This is a genomic window from Edaphobacter sp. FHG110511_03 (genome assembly GCF_059115365.1).
The window spans coordinates 106,267-121,342 of sequence record NZ_JBZYWL010000007.1; the positions used below are offsets into that span (position 1 = coordinate 106,267).

Here is a 15,076-nt window from a genome sequence, read left to right on the forward strand (position 1 = left end):
TGCGGCTGGCGCCGGGGGAATCCGAAAGGCCTTCGCAGTACCCGTTAGCCGAGAGCCTGACGAAGAGATACGTTGCGTCTCATACAGCCTTAGGCCAGAGGCTGGACGGGAACTCCATCCTGCAAGAACTGAAGTCCCGAGATGATGACCTTATCGTCGGGATTAAGACCCTTCAGGACGGGGTAATTATTGCCGACCGGCTCCCCAAGGGAGACTGGAATCTGGTGCGCAGCATATTTTCCATCCTTTTGCGCAGCTACGAAGACGAAGCTCTGACCACCGATGCGGGTGACCGCAAGTATCGGAACCACGGGGGCAGGATTCGTATTCCAGGTTACGCGCGCCTTGACCAGCTGCTCTGTGCGCAATCCCTTGGCTCCACGCGGTATAGGTGCCTTCGCGAGGATGCTTTGCAGACCATTATCCACCTGGGGCGAAAGAAAGTTGACCTTCGATTTCGTAAGAATGTTCCCGTCCGAATCGACAATGTCCACTAGAAGCCCGGTGCGAACCTCGGCAGCTCGTTCCGTCGGAATATAGATGTAAGCTTCCAGATCGACATTCTCGTCGACCGTCGTCAAGACCGTTGTGGTAGATACGAAATCGCCCACGTGGACAGGAACATCACCCACAACACCGGAAAAAGGGGCGCGAATCTGAAAATATCCCAACTGCTGTTGCTGCGTAATGGTCAGCGCAGAGTTCGCCTCATAATCAGCCTTAGAATTTTCAAAGGCCTGGGTCGCCTGATCGAAGGCGTCGCGCGAGACCACACCAGCCTCATAAAGTTTTCTCTGACGCTCTACCTGGATCTTGTTGTAGTCGTACAGCGCCTTCTTTTGCGCTTGGGTTCCCTGCTGCGACAGGACGGCAGCGGACTGCTTCAACGGGTCAATCTGCATCAATGGCTGTCCTACCTTGACCACATCCCCGGACTTCACAAAGATCCGGGTTAGATTGCCTTCGACTTGTGGCTGCATCGTCGCCGAACGCCTGCCTTTGATCGTCGCGACATAAGTATCGGAGGCTGGGACCGGAGAAAGAGTAACAGACGCCACCTTGACCGGCATTGCCTGCGGAGGAGCAGCAGCAACGGCTTCATGCTTGCAACCGGAAAGCGACAGGCTGAAAATCGCACAGGCGGCGATCGAAAAAACGAACTTAGTATTTGAAGATCTGATCTCGGACAAGGTATTTCTCCTCACAAAACTGCACAACTGCATTTCCCGTGACTGCCACCCTCGGAAGATTGGACGAGGTTGAGTGGCGCAGGATGCTCAAAAATATCAACCTACACTAACTATTTGAATTCCCTTAAGATGCCCGGGATTCCGGAAAGATGCGAAAGAATGCGGAAGCAAAAATCATATCAGGAGGGCCTATTTTTCAGAATCCAGACTCTGAGAAAAGGAAAATGGATTAAAGCTCTCATTCCGATCAAAGGCTTCGGTTCCCTCGGCGCGTTTAAGCCCACCGATCACGGCGTAGGTCAGGGGAGTCGCCAGGATCTCGTAACCGACTTTGAGCATATAACCCGTCGCTATCATATTCCCGAGAACCTTTAATGGAACAGTCCCGACGAAGGTCAAAAAGACGACAAGTGTCGTATCTACTCCCTGCCCCACAATTGTCGAGCCAATCGTACGTGTCCACAGCATGCGACCGTTTGTAAGCAGCTTCAACCTGGCCATCGTATAGGAATTCGCAAATTCACCTGCCCAGAAGGATACGAGGCTCGCGGCAAGAATCCTGGGGATGAACCCGAATACAGTCGCAAAGGCCTGCTGGTTGTGCCAGCCTGGAGCGGGGGGCAAGGCAATCGTGAGAGTTCCCATCAGGTAAAGAAGTGCCGTTCCAAAGAATCCCAGCCAAATTGCTCTCCGCGAAGCGGCAAAACCGTAGACTTCGGTAAAGACATCACCAAAAATATATGTAATTGGAAAAAGAAGGATCGCTCCGCTGACGTCGAAGGGCCCAATACGACAAACCTTTTGAGCTACGAGGTTAGATACGAGCAGGATAACGACAAAAGCAGTCGTAAGAGCGTCAAGATATTTATAACGGGCTATGTGGATCGACATGCTGATTGAGGGCGCACTTTTAGTATGCCTCGCAACATTAGAATGTCGCTATCAGGCGCGGTTACTTCGACAAAAATAGCAATGATATTGTTAAGCATGAGAGATGGAGACGCCGGTCTCTCCTGAACGTCCCCGTCGTCTAGCCCGGCCCAGGACACCGCCCTTTCACGGCGATAACACGGGTTCGAATCCCGTCGGGGACGCCAAATAAAATCAACAACTTACTCGATGACATGCCGCCACAAGCCGCAACGTGTCGAGTTACGTGTCGAATAAGCAAGCGTTAGCCCCCCACCCCCCAATAGATCGCGAGCGGCTTGCGCCGGGAGGCATCTCCGTCCCTCTTAGGTCGTATATGAAGTTGGGGCATACCCCAATAACGTAGTCATCATAGATTGACTCAGATTCGCTTTTGAATTCTAGGTCTATTCAAATACAGTAGTTATCGTTCAGCGTTTATTCGCAGCAACTTAGGAGAATTCGGGATGCCCGATGCAGGATTTCCTTTGCCCAGCTCTTCGTATAAAGAGCTGATCAAGATCATTCAAGGTTACGGAAGAATCGGTGGCGAAGCGAGCCTAACTGACGTAGCGAAGATGACCGCGATCAACGAAACCGGGGTAAGCGGCAACAATAAATTCCTAGTAGCTATTGCCGTAATAAAAGGTGACAAGAAGAAAGCGATCACACCTGCCGGTGCTGAGCTAGCAATCGCACTTCAGCATGAACTAGCCGATGAGATAGCTACGAAATGGCAAGCGATCGTTGAAGCTAATGATTTCCTACAAAAGGTCGTAGCAGCTGTTCGCATTAGAAAAGGCATGGACGAGTCGAGTCTCGAGTCTCACGTTGCCTATTCAGCTGGGCAGCCTAAAACACCCACTGTCGCAACTGGGGCAGGAGCTGTCGTCGATATTCTGAAAGCCGCTGCGCTGCTAAAGGAAGACGGTGGCAATCTAGTGGCACTGACGCCCGAGCCTCCTTCGATAACCGACTCCGTTTCCAGCTCGCTTTCCCTTCTTAAGCAGAGACTACCCGGTCGCCTCTTTGAAGAATCCATCAGTGACAGCCGACCAATTGTGGCGAGTCAGCTCGGTGGTAGTGTGCAACTGAATATCGATGTCACAATTCAGTGCACCCCAGGTGATCTCGAGGACTTGGGACTGAAACTCCGAAAAGTGATTGAAGATTTTAATAAGTCACAAGACACTTCCAAAGCCACCACGCCGCAAGACGGCTTGCAGAGCTAGAACCCAGATGCCTCTCGCGTCACAGACAACCGCTGAACACGTGGTGGGTGCAGTCGAAGCAATCGTGGTCAATGCTGGCCCTACTACTCTCGACAAGATTGCAGAGTTTTTGGAGACAACACCCGCTAACGCGACAGCAGCGTTGGAAATGGCCATGGAATTAGGGCTCGTTTCACAGAATGGCACTGATTTTCTAGCGGTTAGTCCACTGTGTCGCTTCACAGCAATTCCCGAACAGAAAGCAGCCGTGCTTCGAATCTTGATAGAGAGCTACAGGCCCTTCACCATCTTCCGCGAGAGGCTTCTTTCGACTGCCGATCTACGAGGCGCAGCGCAGGCCACCAAAACAATGTGTCTTCTCACAGCTCATCGGGATGAGGTGAAAGACACTCTGATCAGCCTTGGCACATATTCGCGAGCCCTTGTTCCTGAGGGTGGAGGAAACTACCAGCTCGAGGCATCATCTCTGTTGAACGCTCTACAAAAGATTGCTGCTGCCTGCACCGACATGACTGCCGCAGAAGGCCGAATCAGAGATCAGCTAGGTCCAGTGGCCGAATCTGCATTGAGCTCCTATCGCGAAACAATAATCCTCCCATTAGCCGATGCTCTCATCAGGGCCAACAACCGAGATGGTGCCGGAGCGGTACAGGCGGCCGGAAACGCTGTTGAATCGCACGTTACCGCCATGGCTGGTCGCATGGGCGTCTCGCTCGGAACTGCAACGGGAATTATTTCTAAGCTAACCAAATTCTCAAATCCGAGACATCTGCCAAGGAAGCTGATTCAAATTGGCGACTATCTTGGAGCTATAAGAAATGCAGCCGACCATGGACCGGACCAGGATATTTCAAATGCCTCATGGCAAATCCGCGACGCGACTGGTTTGGAGTATGTATACGTTGCCTGCTCGTTTATCGCGGCAACAATTGGCATTGAACGAAACGATCCACCCCAGATCTAGCGTTTTATTCTCTCTTGTAATCAATCCTTGTCATTTGATCAGATATAAGTTAATTTCATAGCAGCGCAGTCGCGCTCCTGCCTCATGAATACCCTCGCAGTAGCGAGCGGGCTTAGCCAGTCGGCCAAACCTGGATCAATTCACACACTTTGATTCGAGGTTAGTCCCATGGCAGTCACAAGAATCGCCGATGTTATCGTTCCTGCGGAATTCACCGCCTTTCAAGTTCAAAACACTCTTACAAATACTGCACTCTTTCAGAGTGGCGTGGCAGTCACCAATGGAGAGATGACCTCACAGCTTCAGGCTGGTGCGCTCTCCTTCACCGTACCCTTCTGGAATGATCCGGCTGACGGTAGCGAAGCGGACATCACAAGCGATGATCCGGCTGTACTCAGCACCCCATTGAAGCTCACGGCCGGAAAGCAGGTCGTTCGCAAATCGTTTCTTCATCAAAGTTGGTCCGAGATGTCGCTTGCATCAGAGCTGAGCGGCGATGATGCTCTTTCACGCATTCAGAGTCGCGTAAGCGCATATTGGGACCAGCAGCTAAACAAGCGACTTATCGCAACTCTCAAAGGTGTTCTCTATTCCAACGTAGCGAACAATAGCAGCGATATGGTGAACGACATCTCCGCTGGCACGGGAGACGCAGCGAAGTTCAATGGGAATGCTGTCATCGATACGGCACTCACCCTTGGCGACCGCCTGGGCGATGTGAAGGCCATCGCGATGCATTCCGCAATCTATGGGGAGGCATTGAAGAATGATGAAATCACTTTCTTCAAGCCTTCTGAAAACGGAATCGAGATCGCAACATACAAGGGGATGGCCGTTATTTTGGATGACAGTCTGTCTCCTGCATCTGGCATCTATACGACGATTCTGATGGGTATGGGCGCTGTCGGCTTTGCCATTGCCGAACCTCGTACCGGCTACGGAACAGAAATTCAGCGTGTGCCTGACAGCGGAAATGGCGGTGGGCAGAGCGTTCTTCACTCACGTCTCAACGTCGCTCTGCATCCCCTGGGCGCAAACTTTACAGGTGCTTCTGTTGCCGGTGAGAGTCCGACCATCGCGGAACTTGCAACTGCCGCTAACTGGACGCGTTCGGTTGCTCGCAAGGCAGTACCGCTCGCATTCTTGATCTCGAAATAGAACTTTCCCTGACCTTCAGCAAGTACAGGGGACGGCCAGAGGGGGATGTCGGCGCATCCCCCTCATTGTCATCAGGAGTGAAGTATGCCAGCAGTCAGAAAAAATCCACCAGCGGACGCCTCACAAACTATCCGTGAACTCGCGACGAAGGGACATTCCCTTGTGGGAATCGCATCCCATTTTGGCGTGAGTAAGGACACCCTGAAAAATTGGCTTGAGAAATATCCTTTGCTGGAAGATGCCTTTGAAATTGGCAAAGACGCGCAACGGCAAGCTCTCCATCAAATGCTGTACGAAAAGGCTATGGCCAAGGGCGATTCCCTCGCAGCGCTTTCTATCCTCAATTCTCTCTATGGATGGCGCGATCCACGCAAGGGCAGCACGGTTGATGTGAATGTCGATGTGAAAGTCCAAAACGTGATGGTGGTCACAGATCATGGAACTGATGATCAATGGGCAGCAAAGGCGGCAGAGCACCAGAGGAGGCTGGCAATGGACGCGGCTAGTCCTAGGACCATCACGGTAGAGGCCGCTCCTGCGCTTCCTGCGCCTGCTCCTGTGCCTCCGTGGGTTCCCCCTGCTCTTGCTGCCGCTCCGACCTGGGTTCCTCTTGCTCAGACCGTCACGCCTGCAATGGAGCCAGCTCGACCAAGCTCCAGCGTTGATTGGAAGCGCAACTCATAAAGCAAAAGGGTGACAGCCTAAAGCCATCACCCCGTATCAAATGGAACGCGAGTTTATCTTCCCTTCAGGCCAAAGCTATTTCCTGGAAGCGGAATCGAACTATCAAAAACTCGCGAGCGATCAGAACTACGTCCGTTGTTTCCCCCAGACGCGCCTGATGCACGACTCGCAATGGTGATAGACCGGAAAACCTTGGCCTGTGCATGAGCTTCATCAGTCAACAACTCAACCAGTGCAGACCGTTCGAAGGGAACGGCTTTGCCCCCTTTCATGACACGCTGCCCATCGGTAGTTTGCAATGTCAGCTCGCCGTTGATCGACTCGACGCGATAGGACTTGTTGAATTGCTCGAGAAACAATTCGGGAACCGTGCTGATGGATTCAGCGAGCGCTTTGACAGGTGAGGCAATTGTCAATTCGTGAATTGTTGATTGCGCTGTATCAAACTTGCCTTGCAATTCAGCGATGGATGCTTCCAACTCGGCAATTCTGGCCTTGCGCGTGGCGCTCTTCTTCACAAGCTCTGCGTTCGTTGTCCTGAGCGTTTCAAGCTCTGCGATTGGTTCGGATGGTGTGATCGGTTCGCTCATTTCGCCTTACCTTTCGTCTTTTCTGTTGTCGGCTTGGAAATTGCTTCGGAGGGTAAATTCCAATATTCGCGAAATAGTCCAATCGTTAGCTTCCCATGCTTCTCTATGATGCTCTGGGATAGTGTCTTCCAAAGCCTCTGTTCTGTGATATCGAGAAGATCATGGCGCCTAGTAGCGAGCAGGAAAAAGCGGTCAGCTTCATCGACATCCCAAAATCCTTCTCCCCATAAGGGCGGCGTCTGCCGGTTGCCTTCATGGTTGGAGCCGTAATCGGGTTCCTCCAATATTTCGCCTTTTACTAGTGCTTGTCTGACAGCCCACTCAATGAAGCTCGATAGTGTGCGCTGCTGCTCCCTTGCGGCCAGTTCAGCGATGTAGCGAATCTTTGGATCGAGTCGGACCGTAACGGTTTCCGAACGCGATGTGGGGGCGAACTTCTTCTTACTGGCCATGATCTTTTCTCTCCTGAAAAGACTCTAGCGTACATTGTGTTGCATTGCAACACGTACTCGTATAGAGTACGACAAAAGTTAGATATTTTTCGCTCAAGGAGACAACGTGGAAAAGCTATTGGTCAGTATTCCCGAGGCGGTCGAGATAAGTGGATTATCACGCTCAGGACTTTATGAACGGCTCTCAGAAGGCTCGATCCGTGCAGTGAAGGCAGGCAGAAAGACGCTTGTATGCACCGATTCAATCAAAACCTGGGCAGCATCATTGCCTACCGCGACGTTCAAACCTGCAATCGAGAAAGGAAATTGACCATGAAGGACATTCACCAGCTCTGCCCACCGTTGTTTGCCCTTGGATTGCTCCGAATCGATAGCCCTTCAAGTTACATAGGCGATGTCTACTCGCAGGACAAGGAGTTTTTCCAATTACATAAGGGGCGAACTTTGTATCTTCGCGCTGCTTATATCGGTGAGTTTGATCTTGAAATGGAACTCGCTGAAGCGCTCAAGACGCCGAAGCTCCATGTGCTAGTCACACAACTTGCAAAGGGAAGCCATCAAATCACGCCGGTATATCGCGGTAAGGCATTCTTCTACGGCAACGACACAACCGATTTAGAAGTTATTCAGATTCTTATCGAAATGGCGCGTCGGAATGGCATCGATGAAACGGAATGGGTTGCATTCGAAGATAAGAATGATCGAACGTTCAACGCATTGCCTTCCAAGGCTGAGGTAATTCACTAGATGTCAGCCTCAATCATGACAGGCAACAAAGACGCAGCGTTGGCTCTAGCAAGCCGTGGCCTTCATGTTTTCCCATGCAGTCCAGACAAGAAGCCGAAGGTCAAAGCCTGGGAACAGGCCGCGAGTGCAAGTCCATTCGAGATAGCAGTGAAATGGGAAGCATCGCCTGATTCGCTGCCTGGATTGCCGATTGGCGCTCACGGTCTGGTAGTGATCGACGCCGATAGAAAGGTCAATGGTCCTGATGGTGTTGCCGCATTTACGGCGCTATGCGTGGAAGAGAGGATTGATCTATCCTCTACGTTTGTAGTCGAAACACCCTCTCGCGGCTTTCACTTCTATTTCCGCACGGCGACACCCTACGGCAATTCTTCCGGTTCGCTACCTTCTGGAATCGATGTGCGCGGGAAAGGCGGCTATGTTATTGGCCCTGGCGCGACGCTGCCTGATGGCCGAGGCTATCGCGTAGTCCAAGGCTCATGGGATTCGATAGCGCCTCTGCCTGACGCACTGGCAGCCTTCCTGCGCGAGAAGCAAGCAACAGTCCTTCCGTCGCTGCCCCATAGCGCGGCAGCTCTCACAGTAACCGCCAGAGAGCAAGCTTATGCCGAAGCTGCCAACCTCGACGATGCAGCGAAGCTCTCAGAGATGGGCGAAGGATCAGGCCGAAACAAAGCACTGAATGATTTTGCCCATTCGCTCGGCACCATGAATGGTTGGATTGACCTAAACGTTGGCGCTAACCGCCTGTATGTGGCATCCGTCGCTAACGGCTATGTAGCAAAGGACGGCGAGTCGGCGACTAGAAAGACAATCGAGAGCGGCATCAACGCGGGAATGCTCAAGCCACGTGCGCGGTTGCCTATCAATGACGTATCCGATCAGTACATCAAGCAGATGCAAACCAGTTTGCTTGCTCAATACAAAGCGAAGCATAAAGGCCAGACAATATTATCCGCACAATCAAATGGCAAACGTTCGGTCAAGGTATCGCAGCTTTCCGCAATCGAAGCCAAGCCTATTACTTGGTTATGGCGCGGATATTTACCGAAGGGCAAACTAACGTTGCTTGCTGGTGCTGGTGGAACTGGTAAATCAACCATTGCATTCAATCTCGCAGGAATCATCTCCAATGGTGGAACATGGCCGGATGGCGCACGATGCAAGGAAGCAGGCAACGTCATTATATGGAGCAGCGAAGATGATCCGGCAGACACTATCAAGCCGCGCCTTATGGCCGTAGGTGCAAATCAAAATCGTTGCGGTGTGATTACAGGTACCGTAGACGAAAGCGGCCTGAGCTGCCCATTCGATGCGGCAATTGATATGGATAGGTTACGGGATGCTGTCGAAGCAATAGGAGGCATTTCCCTACTAATCATCGATCCAATCGTTACAGCGGTTACAGGCGATATGCACAAAGCGAATGATGTTCGCCGAAGCTTACAGACGATTGTGGACTTTGCATCGGAGATGAATTGCGCAGTGCTCGGTATCACTCACTTTGCCAAGGGTACAGCAGGAAAGAATTCAGCGGAGCGGGTCATCGGATCAACAGCATTTAAAGACTTTGCGCGTATGGTACTTGCCGCAGCGAAGGAAGAAGATTCAGACAGACGCGTATTTACACGCGCAAAGTCGAACAATTCGATTGATACAGGTGGATTCAGCTACACAATCGAAGCACTCATGCTCAATCAGGAAATCGAAACGACTCGAGTGGTGTGGGGCGAAGCATTGGAAGGATCGTCGCGTTCTATCCTGGCTGAAATCGAGGGTGACGGAACCAACGACGACACTAGCAAGATGGGCCAAGCAAAAAGATTTCTGCTTGAAGCGTTGGCCTCTGGGCCGATTGGTTCGAAAGAGCTGATAAAACACGCTAAAGAGCGCTATGTCATCTCGGAAAAGACACTCCGCAGAGCGCAGAGAGAGCTTGGCATTGAAGCAACACACAATCCTGTATTTGCCGGTGGCTGGTCCTGGTCGCTACCTGGAATCGAAACCGTTCCATGATCGTGAACACGCAATGGCATCCCACATATTAGTGCGATCTGCAGCGGTCTGACTCATGGGATGCCATTGTTCGTTAGTTGAGAATCTGCCAAGTTGTATCGCTCAAATCGTCCCAATACATAGCAGTTGGTCCTTCCTCACATTCGCCAGTCCTGCGATTGATTGAACGCTGAAACAAATACTCTTTCCCATCGATGACCTTCAGAAACCACGATTTGTTATATGCGCTCATGCTCTTCGTTGCTACGTGCTTACCTTCCCTCAGTGCTACTCGTGCTGAGCTGAAATCTATCAACGTTATTCTCCCTTTGCTCTAGTGTGTCGCTGAACGAAAATATCACGGAAACTACGAAATTGGCACGAGTGCGAAAAATATATTTGCATGAAATCACCAATGTTTATAGGGTGTTTGCAATAGACGACACAATCAATCGTTGATCGGTTCGCAGATCGATTGGCGAATGATTCGATGAGTCGATTGCGTTTGTAGACAATCAACGACAACGCCAAGCCGAGCGGGTTTGAGCCTCCATTGTGCTCTCTGACGACGGTCTATTGAATGCGTTGCCGTATGAAGAGACTTGATTGCCTCCCCATTGGACGCAGAATTATCCGTTGCGGGAAAGCGGGAGTCAGTACAGATAGCATCGGCACTCTCACAGATGGCCAAACTAGATGGCCAAACAGATTGAGCACTTGGCCAACTTAGGAAAAGTCACAGATGGCCAAATTTCCTATTACCCTTCTAGAATTGGCCATCTTAGATATATATATATGTAAATAAAGGGATTACCTTTAGCCAAGGCATGGCCATATTAGTGTGACCATCTTGGAGAGTCTGACCATACCCTCTGGACAAAGATGCCTAAGATGGCCAGATGGTCAAGGGTAATACCGAAATAGAGAGGCTTGGCCAACTAGGGAACAGGGAGAGAGGGGAAAAGCTATCAACATCGTGTGTATCATCGCGTTCGCAAAAAGAGCTTGCACCATGATTCGATGCAAGCTGCGAATGGGAAGCAATAAGTGCGTGGCGAAGTGCTATGCCGATCTCTGTACGAGCATCGGACCTGCTTTTGTATCGAAGCCGAATGTCGGAGCATGAGCGCGAATCATTTCCTGCTTATATCCCTTCGACAAATGAGCATAATGACGCTCTGTGATTCGCGTGTCTTTGTGTCCCAAGTTGTCAGCAAGAACCTTGATGGGCATTCCATTCATCGCAGCATGGGAAGCATAGGTGTGTCGGAGGATGTGAAAAGTGACGCCTTGCACCTTAGCAATCATGCAAGCGTCTTCTAATGGACGCTGCTGATCTGATGCTCTCCACGTCTTATCGTTCCAACGAAGGAATATCGTCTCATTCAATCCCCTGCCCTGCGTTATCGACGTGAGGAATGCGACTCCTTCATTATTCAACTGGACGTAGCGAGACTCGCCATTCTTGCTCTGAGCAATGAAGACGGTTCCATGTTGAGCATCGAAGCATCCGACTGTCAGAGCGGCAAGCTCACCATAGCGGCATCCTGTAACCAAAGCACCTTTCACTAACGTTCGAAAGGTCGCTTCACACGCCGGTATCAGAGCCGTAACCTCCTCTGCGGATAGAAAGCGAATCTTGGCAACGTCTACGTTGACGAAGGGCTTTACATCGACCCATGCGGCATTCGTTGTGATCCTTCGGTTCTCAGACTTGGCATGGTTCAGAGCGGCTTTGAGGACGGTCAAGATGCGATTTGCCGTGGCCTGACGCTTGCGTAGCACGATTGGGTCAGTCATATCCACGTCGCGCAGTACAGGACCAGCAGGAACCTTTGTCGCGCGTTCTCTGTACTGCCCTTTCTGCACACCTTTCACGCTCCGAACGCACCAAACCTTCTCTTTCACGAAGGCCGTCTTGCTGCGTGGAGCACTGATAGCCAGTGCATCCCGCCACTTTTTCACCTGACCATGGGTAAGCTTGGAAAGCTCAATATGTCCCAACGCTGCCTTTATCCGTCCTTCGATCACTTGCCGCGTATGGGACAGTTTCTTTCGTTTCTTTGTCTCGCTGTCTACAAGGTATTCATCCAAGGCCATCGCCACTGTATAGCGGCCTGGAGTGAGTTCGCCTGCGTCGATATTGGCTAACTCAGCAAACCATAGCCGCGCAGCGTCCTGGGCCTGCTGAAAGCTCAATCCGACGCTTTCCAATAGATCATTCGCTTTGCCCAAAGGTGAGAAGCGATATCCGCGTTCGGTGTCATATGATCTCGCGATCCATGAGCCGCCTCTTTTCCCTCTTCTGTATCCAATCGATAGACCGTCTTGGATATGAGCGAAGTATGGCCGTGCCTGAATGGGGAGACGCTGACGCGCTGACCTGCTACCTAATTCCTTTGCCGAATGCTCTGCTGTTCTCATGGTTCAGAGCATGACTGATGCGGCAGAAAATGTCGAGCAAAATGTCGAATAAGCATCGTCGGATGAGCGGAAGTTTTTGTGGACGACTGTGGACGATAGAACTCCAATCGTCAATGAATATAGGGATTCTATAGCACTTTATGAATTTTAGAACTGCTTAGGAATTGCAAATCTTTGTCTCTTTCACGGCGATAACGCGGGTTCGAATCCCGTCGGGGACGCCAACGTTCTAAAAACTTAGCGGAAATCCCCAAAATCGGCAGGGTACCACCTGGGTACCCAATTTTACGCGCCCCACTTCATCGGCTCCGGCGCATCCTGCGAACGCACCATCTCGACGACTTTACGTTGCGCCCTCCGTTTTGCAAGTCTAGCTGGACATTGGCAACCATGGATTGAGGATTGCGAGACGCAGTTGAAACCATGCGAGAGCGAAGCCGATGGAGCCAGATCACAAAGGAGCGGCCTCTTCACTCGAGATGGGTCGTTCCATGCTTGCCGGGCAAAGCAAATACGACAAACTGGTTGTGAACGGGAGCCGCGGGGGAAACGTCCGATGCGGACGCCCTGCCCTTCCCCTTTCGCCGTGCGATTCCGCTTGCCGCAGGAACGACAACATATTCGCGTCCGTTAACGGCATAGACGGAGGGAACGCCTACGGGATTCTGCGGCAGATCGACCTCCCAGAGCAACTTGCCGGTATCGGCGTCAAGCGCAATCAGTTTCTTTAGCCGGTCTTCGGGAACAAAGAGCAGACCGCCTCCCGTGATGGCGATTCCGACCTTGTTGGTGTCGCCCGTGCCGGTTTTGATGCCCTTGATGGGATAGCTCGGATCACTGTCGATCGGCACTTGCCACAATTGAGCCCCGGTGTTCATGTCGTAGGCAGAAAGTGTCGTCCATGGCGGACGCATAACACCATTTCCTGCTTTGGTATACCAGTAGCCGTAGTCGGTGCGCCACCGCGGTTCGCCTTCCGCCAAGCCCTTCATCACCTTGCGCGGGGGGGCGTCGCTCGGAACAAATCCATTGTTTACGTAGGTCAGCAGGTCGGTCATCGACTGGCCAGTGATGTTTGGAAAGCCCGGCATCGGCGGTTTACCGGCGTGAATGAAGTCTACGAGCTCTTCATTATTCAAGCGGGTGTTGACGCCAATCAGGGAAGGAAAGGTTGGAGGATGGCCGGCGCGGTCGGCTCCGTGGCAAACGGCGCAGTTCTTCTGATAGAGCGAGCGGCCGCGCTCCATGGGACTGTTACCAGCGCCGAATTGCGGGGTAGATTTCGTCAGCTGAATCACCGCAGGAATGTCCACACCGGCCACGTAAACTCGACCGCGCACCGGGTCGGCGGAAGTAGTGCCGAAGTTCGCCGCGCCGTTACTCCCTGGAGCCTCGAGTGTGGGCTTTGTGGAGGGCGGCGTGAAGATACCCTCCCAACGCAGCGTTCGAAAACGTGCTTGAATCTCTGAACGCTCCGGCTCGGGAATCGCCGGATCTATGTCGTCGACTGTGAAAGTCTGACGCACGAATGGCTTCAGTACGGTGGGGAACGGCTGTGTGGGTGAAAGTTGTTCCCCTTCCATGTGCTCACCCTGCGGCACGGGACGTTCTTCAATAGGAAAGAGAGGCTTGCCGGTCACGCGATCGAAGGCGAACAGGAAGCCGGTCTTTCCGGCGATGGCCACTGAGTCCACCGACTTGCCTTTGCTTCGAGCTGTGAATAGAACAGGCGTAGAGGCCAGATCGTAGTCCCATACATCGTGATGGACATCCTGAAAGTGCCAGAGCAGCTTGCCGGTGCGGATGTCGATGGCGAGCAGACAGTCCGCATAAAGATTGTCTCCCGGCCGGTCGACTCCCCAGAAGTCGTAGGTGCTGCCGCCGGTAACAGCGTAGAGGATGCCGCGCTTCTCATCTACCGAGGATCCGGTCCAGGAGTTCGCTCCTCCGTTGAAAGCACGCGGATTGGGTCCCCAGGTCTTCGCCTCGGGTTCATCGGGCGTTGGGATTGTGTGGAACTGCCAGACGAGTTTGCCTGTGTTCAGGTCGAAGGCACGAATATCTCCAACAGGCGATCCATACTCCTCGCCCGGGGCTGAACCGACGAGCAGTGTGTCGTGCCACACCCGTGGTGGCGAGACGCTCTGCACGTTGAAGATGACCTCGGGGGCGCGCTCGAGCCCCTGCTTCAGATCTACATCGTAGGTTGGGTCGAGCTTCCCTGTCTCCACGTCGATCTGCCGGATGTGGTTGGCGCGGTAGAAGACGATGCGCCGTTTGGTGTGGTCGGTGCTCTCCCAGTAAGTCAGACCGCGCTGGCGGGCGCTTACCATCTTTGGCTCCGAGACCCAGATCTCTTTGCCTGTCGCGGCTTCGAGCGCCGATATGGCGCCGCCATTCTTGCCGCTGAGATACATGACTCCGTTGATGATCAGCGGATTGTCGATCGAGACGGAGTCGCCGATATCGTAGGTCCAGACTTGCTGCAGATCCTTCACATTGGATCGGTTGATCTGGGTCAGTGGTGAATAATGATTCCCACCCTGATTCGCCTCGTAGGTTGCCCAACCAACGTTGACGGATTCGCCGGATCCGCTCTTGCCTACGGCACCATAGATCGTAAAGACAGAGAGCACCACAACCCCGGCGACTCCAGCGACAAACTCCCGACCACGATCACGAAATTTCATCAGAAGAGCCTTCTTGTAAGTTTTCGCCGCGATGACTTCCC

General features: G+C 52.4%; 13 protein-coding genes and 1 tRNA gene. 8 read left to right on the forward strand and 6 right to left on the reverse strand.

Going from position 1 to position 15,076, the window contains the following annotated elements:
- Positions 1 to 89: 89 nt before the first annotated feature.
- Both AC5S26_RS25110 and AC5S26_RS25115 read right to left on the reverse strand, forming a co-directional pair.
- A complete protein-coding gene (locus AC5S26_RS25110; protein WP_494187702.1) occupies positions 90 to 1,190 on the reverse strand; it encodes an efflux RND transporter periplasmic adaptor subunit in 1,101 nt (366 codons plus the stop codon).
- 189 nt (positions 1,191 to 1,379) lie between these two features.
- Positions 1,380 to 2,081 (reverse strand): queuosine precursor transporter, encoded by a 702-nt coding sequence (locus AC5S26_RS25115; RefSeq protein WP_494187703.1) that lies wholly within the window; start codon positions 2,079 to 2,081, stop codon positions 1,380 to 1,382.
- Positions 2,082 to 2,209: 128 nt separating this feature from the next.
- Here AC5S26_RS25115 and AC5S26_RS25120 point away from each other — a divergent pair.
- From AC5S26_RS25120 to AC5S26_RS25140, 5 genes are all read left to right on the forward strand, one after another.
- Positions 2,210 to 2,287: transfer RNA gene (locus tag AC5S26_RS25120), tRNA-Glu, on the forward strand.
- A 279-nt stretch (positions 2,288 to 2,566) separates the two neighbouring features.
- The gene (locus tag AC5S26_RS25125) at positions 2,567 to 3,331 is read left to right on the forward strand and encodes a hypothetical protein (protein WP_494187704.1); all 765 of its coding nucleotides are present in this window, start codon (positions 2,567 to 2,569) and stop codon (positions 3,329 to 3,331) included.
- 7 nt (positions 3,332 to 3,338) lie between these two features.
- On the forward strand, positions 3,339 to 4,295 hold the full coding sequence (locus AC5S26_RS25130) for a hypothetical protein (protein ID WP_494187705.1): 957 nt from the start codon (positions 3,339 to 3,341) through the stop codon (positions 4,293 to 4,295).
- A 168-nt stretch (positions 4,296 to 4,463) separates the two neighbouring features.
- A complete protein-coding gene (locus tag AC5S26_RS25135) occupies positions 4,464 to 5,453 on the forward strand; it encodes a major capsid protein (protein WP_494187706.1) in 990 nt (329 codons plus the stop codon).
- An 84-nt stretch (positions 5,454 to 5,537) separates the two neighbouring features.
- Entirely contained in the window at positions 5,538 to 6,137 is a 600-nt protein-coding gene (locus AC5S26_RS25140) for a helix-turn-helix domain-containing protein (RefSeq protein ID WP_494187707.1), read from the forward strand.
- A gap of 53 nt (positions 6,138 to 6,190) precedes the next feature.
- Here the strand turns inward: AC5S26_RS25140 and AC5S26_RS25145 are convergent, their stop codons facing one another.
- Together AC5S26_RS25145 and AC5S26_RS25150 are read right to left on the reverse strand one after the other, a co-directional pair.
- Complete coding sequence (locus tag AC5S26_RS25145; RefSeq protein ID WP_494187708.1) at positions 6,191 to 6,727, reverse strand: hypothetical protein; 537 nt, start codon at positions 6,725 to 6,727, stop codon at positions 6,191 to 6,193.
- On the reverse strand, positions 6,724 to 7,179 hold the full coding sequence (locus AC5S26_RS25150; protein ID WP_494187709.1) for a hypothetical protein: 456 nt from the start codon (positions 7,177 to 7,179) through the stop codon (positions 6,724 to 6,726). The genes AC5S26_RS25145 and AC5S26_RS25150 overlap by 4 nt, the downstream gene beginning before the upstream one ends.
- 106 nt (positions 7,180 to 7,285) lie before the next feature.
- Here AC5S26_RS25150 and AC5S26_RS25155 point away from each other — a divergent pair, with 106 nt between their 5' ends.
- From AC5S26_RS25155 to AC5S26_RS25165, 3 genes are read left to right on the forward strand one after another with little or no spacing between them, the layout of a single operon-like run.
- Complete coding sequence (locus AC5S26_RS25155; protein WP_494187710.1) at positions 7,286 to 7,489, forward strand: helix-turn-helix domain-containing protein; 204 nt, start codon at positions 7,286 to 7,288, stop codon at positions 7,487 to 7,489.
- A gap of 2 nt (positions 7,490 to 7,491) precedes the next feature.
- Positions 7,492 to 7,926, forward strand: a complete 435-nt coding sequence (locus AC5S26_RS25160) for a hypothetical protein (RefSeq protein WP_494187711.1) — start codon at positions 7,492 to 7,494, stop codon at positions 7,924 to 7,926.
- Positions 7,927 to 9,942 carry an AAA family ATPase gene (locus tag AC5S26_RS25165; RefSeq protein WP_494187712.1) on the forward strand — a complete coding sequence of 672 codons (2,016 nt, stop codon included), beginning with the start codon at positions 7,927 to 7,929 and terminating at the stop codon, positions 9,940 to 9,942.
- Positions 9,943 to 10,983: 1,041 nt separating this feature from the next.
- On the opposite strand, the gene AC5S26_RS25170 is transcribed toward AC5S26_RS25165, so the two are convergent.
- Complete coding sequence (locus AC5S26_RS25170) at positions 10,984 to 12,120, reverse strand: tyrosine-type recombinase/integrase (protein WP_494187713.1); 1,137 nt, start codon at positions 12,118 to 12,120, stop codon at positions 10,984 to 10,986.
- A 695-nt stretch (positions 12,121 to 12,815) separates the two neighbouring features.
- Complete coding sequence (locus AC5S26_RS25175; RefSeq protein ID WP_494187714.1) at positions 12,816 to 15,035, reverse strand: outer membrane protein assembly factor BamB family protein; 2,220 nt, start codon at positions 15,033 to 15,035, stop codon at positions 12,816 to 12,818.
- Between the last annotated feature and the right edge of the window lie 41 nt (positions 15,036 to 15,076).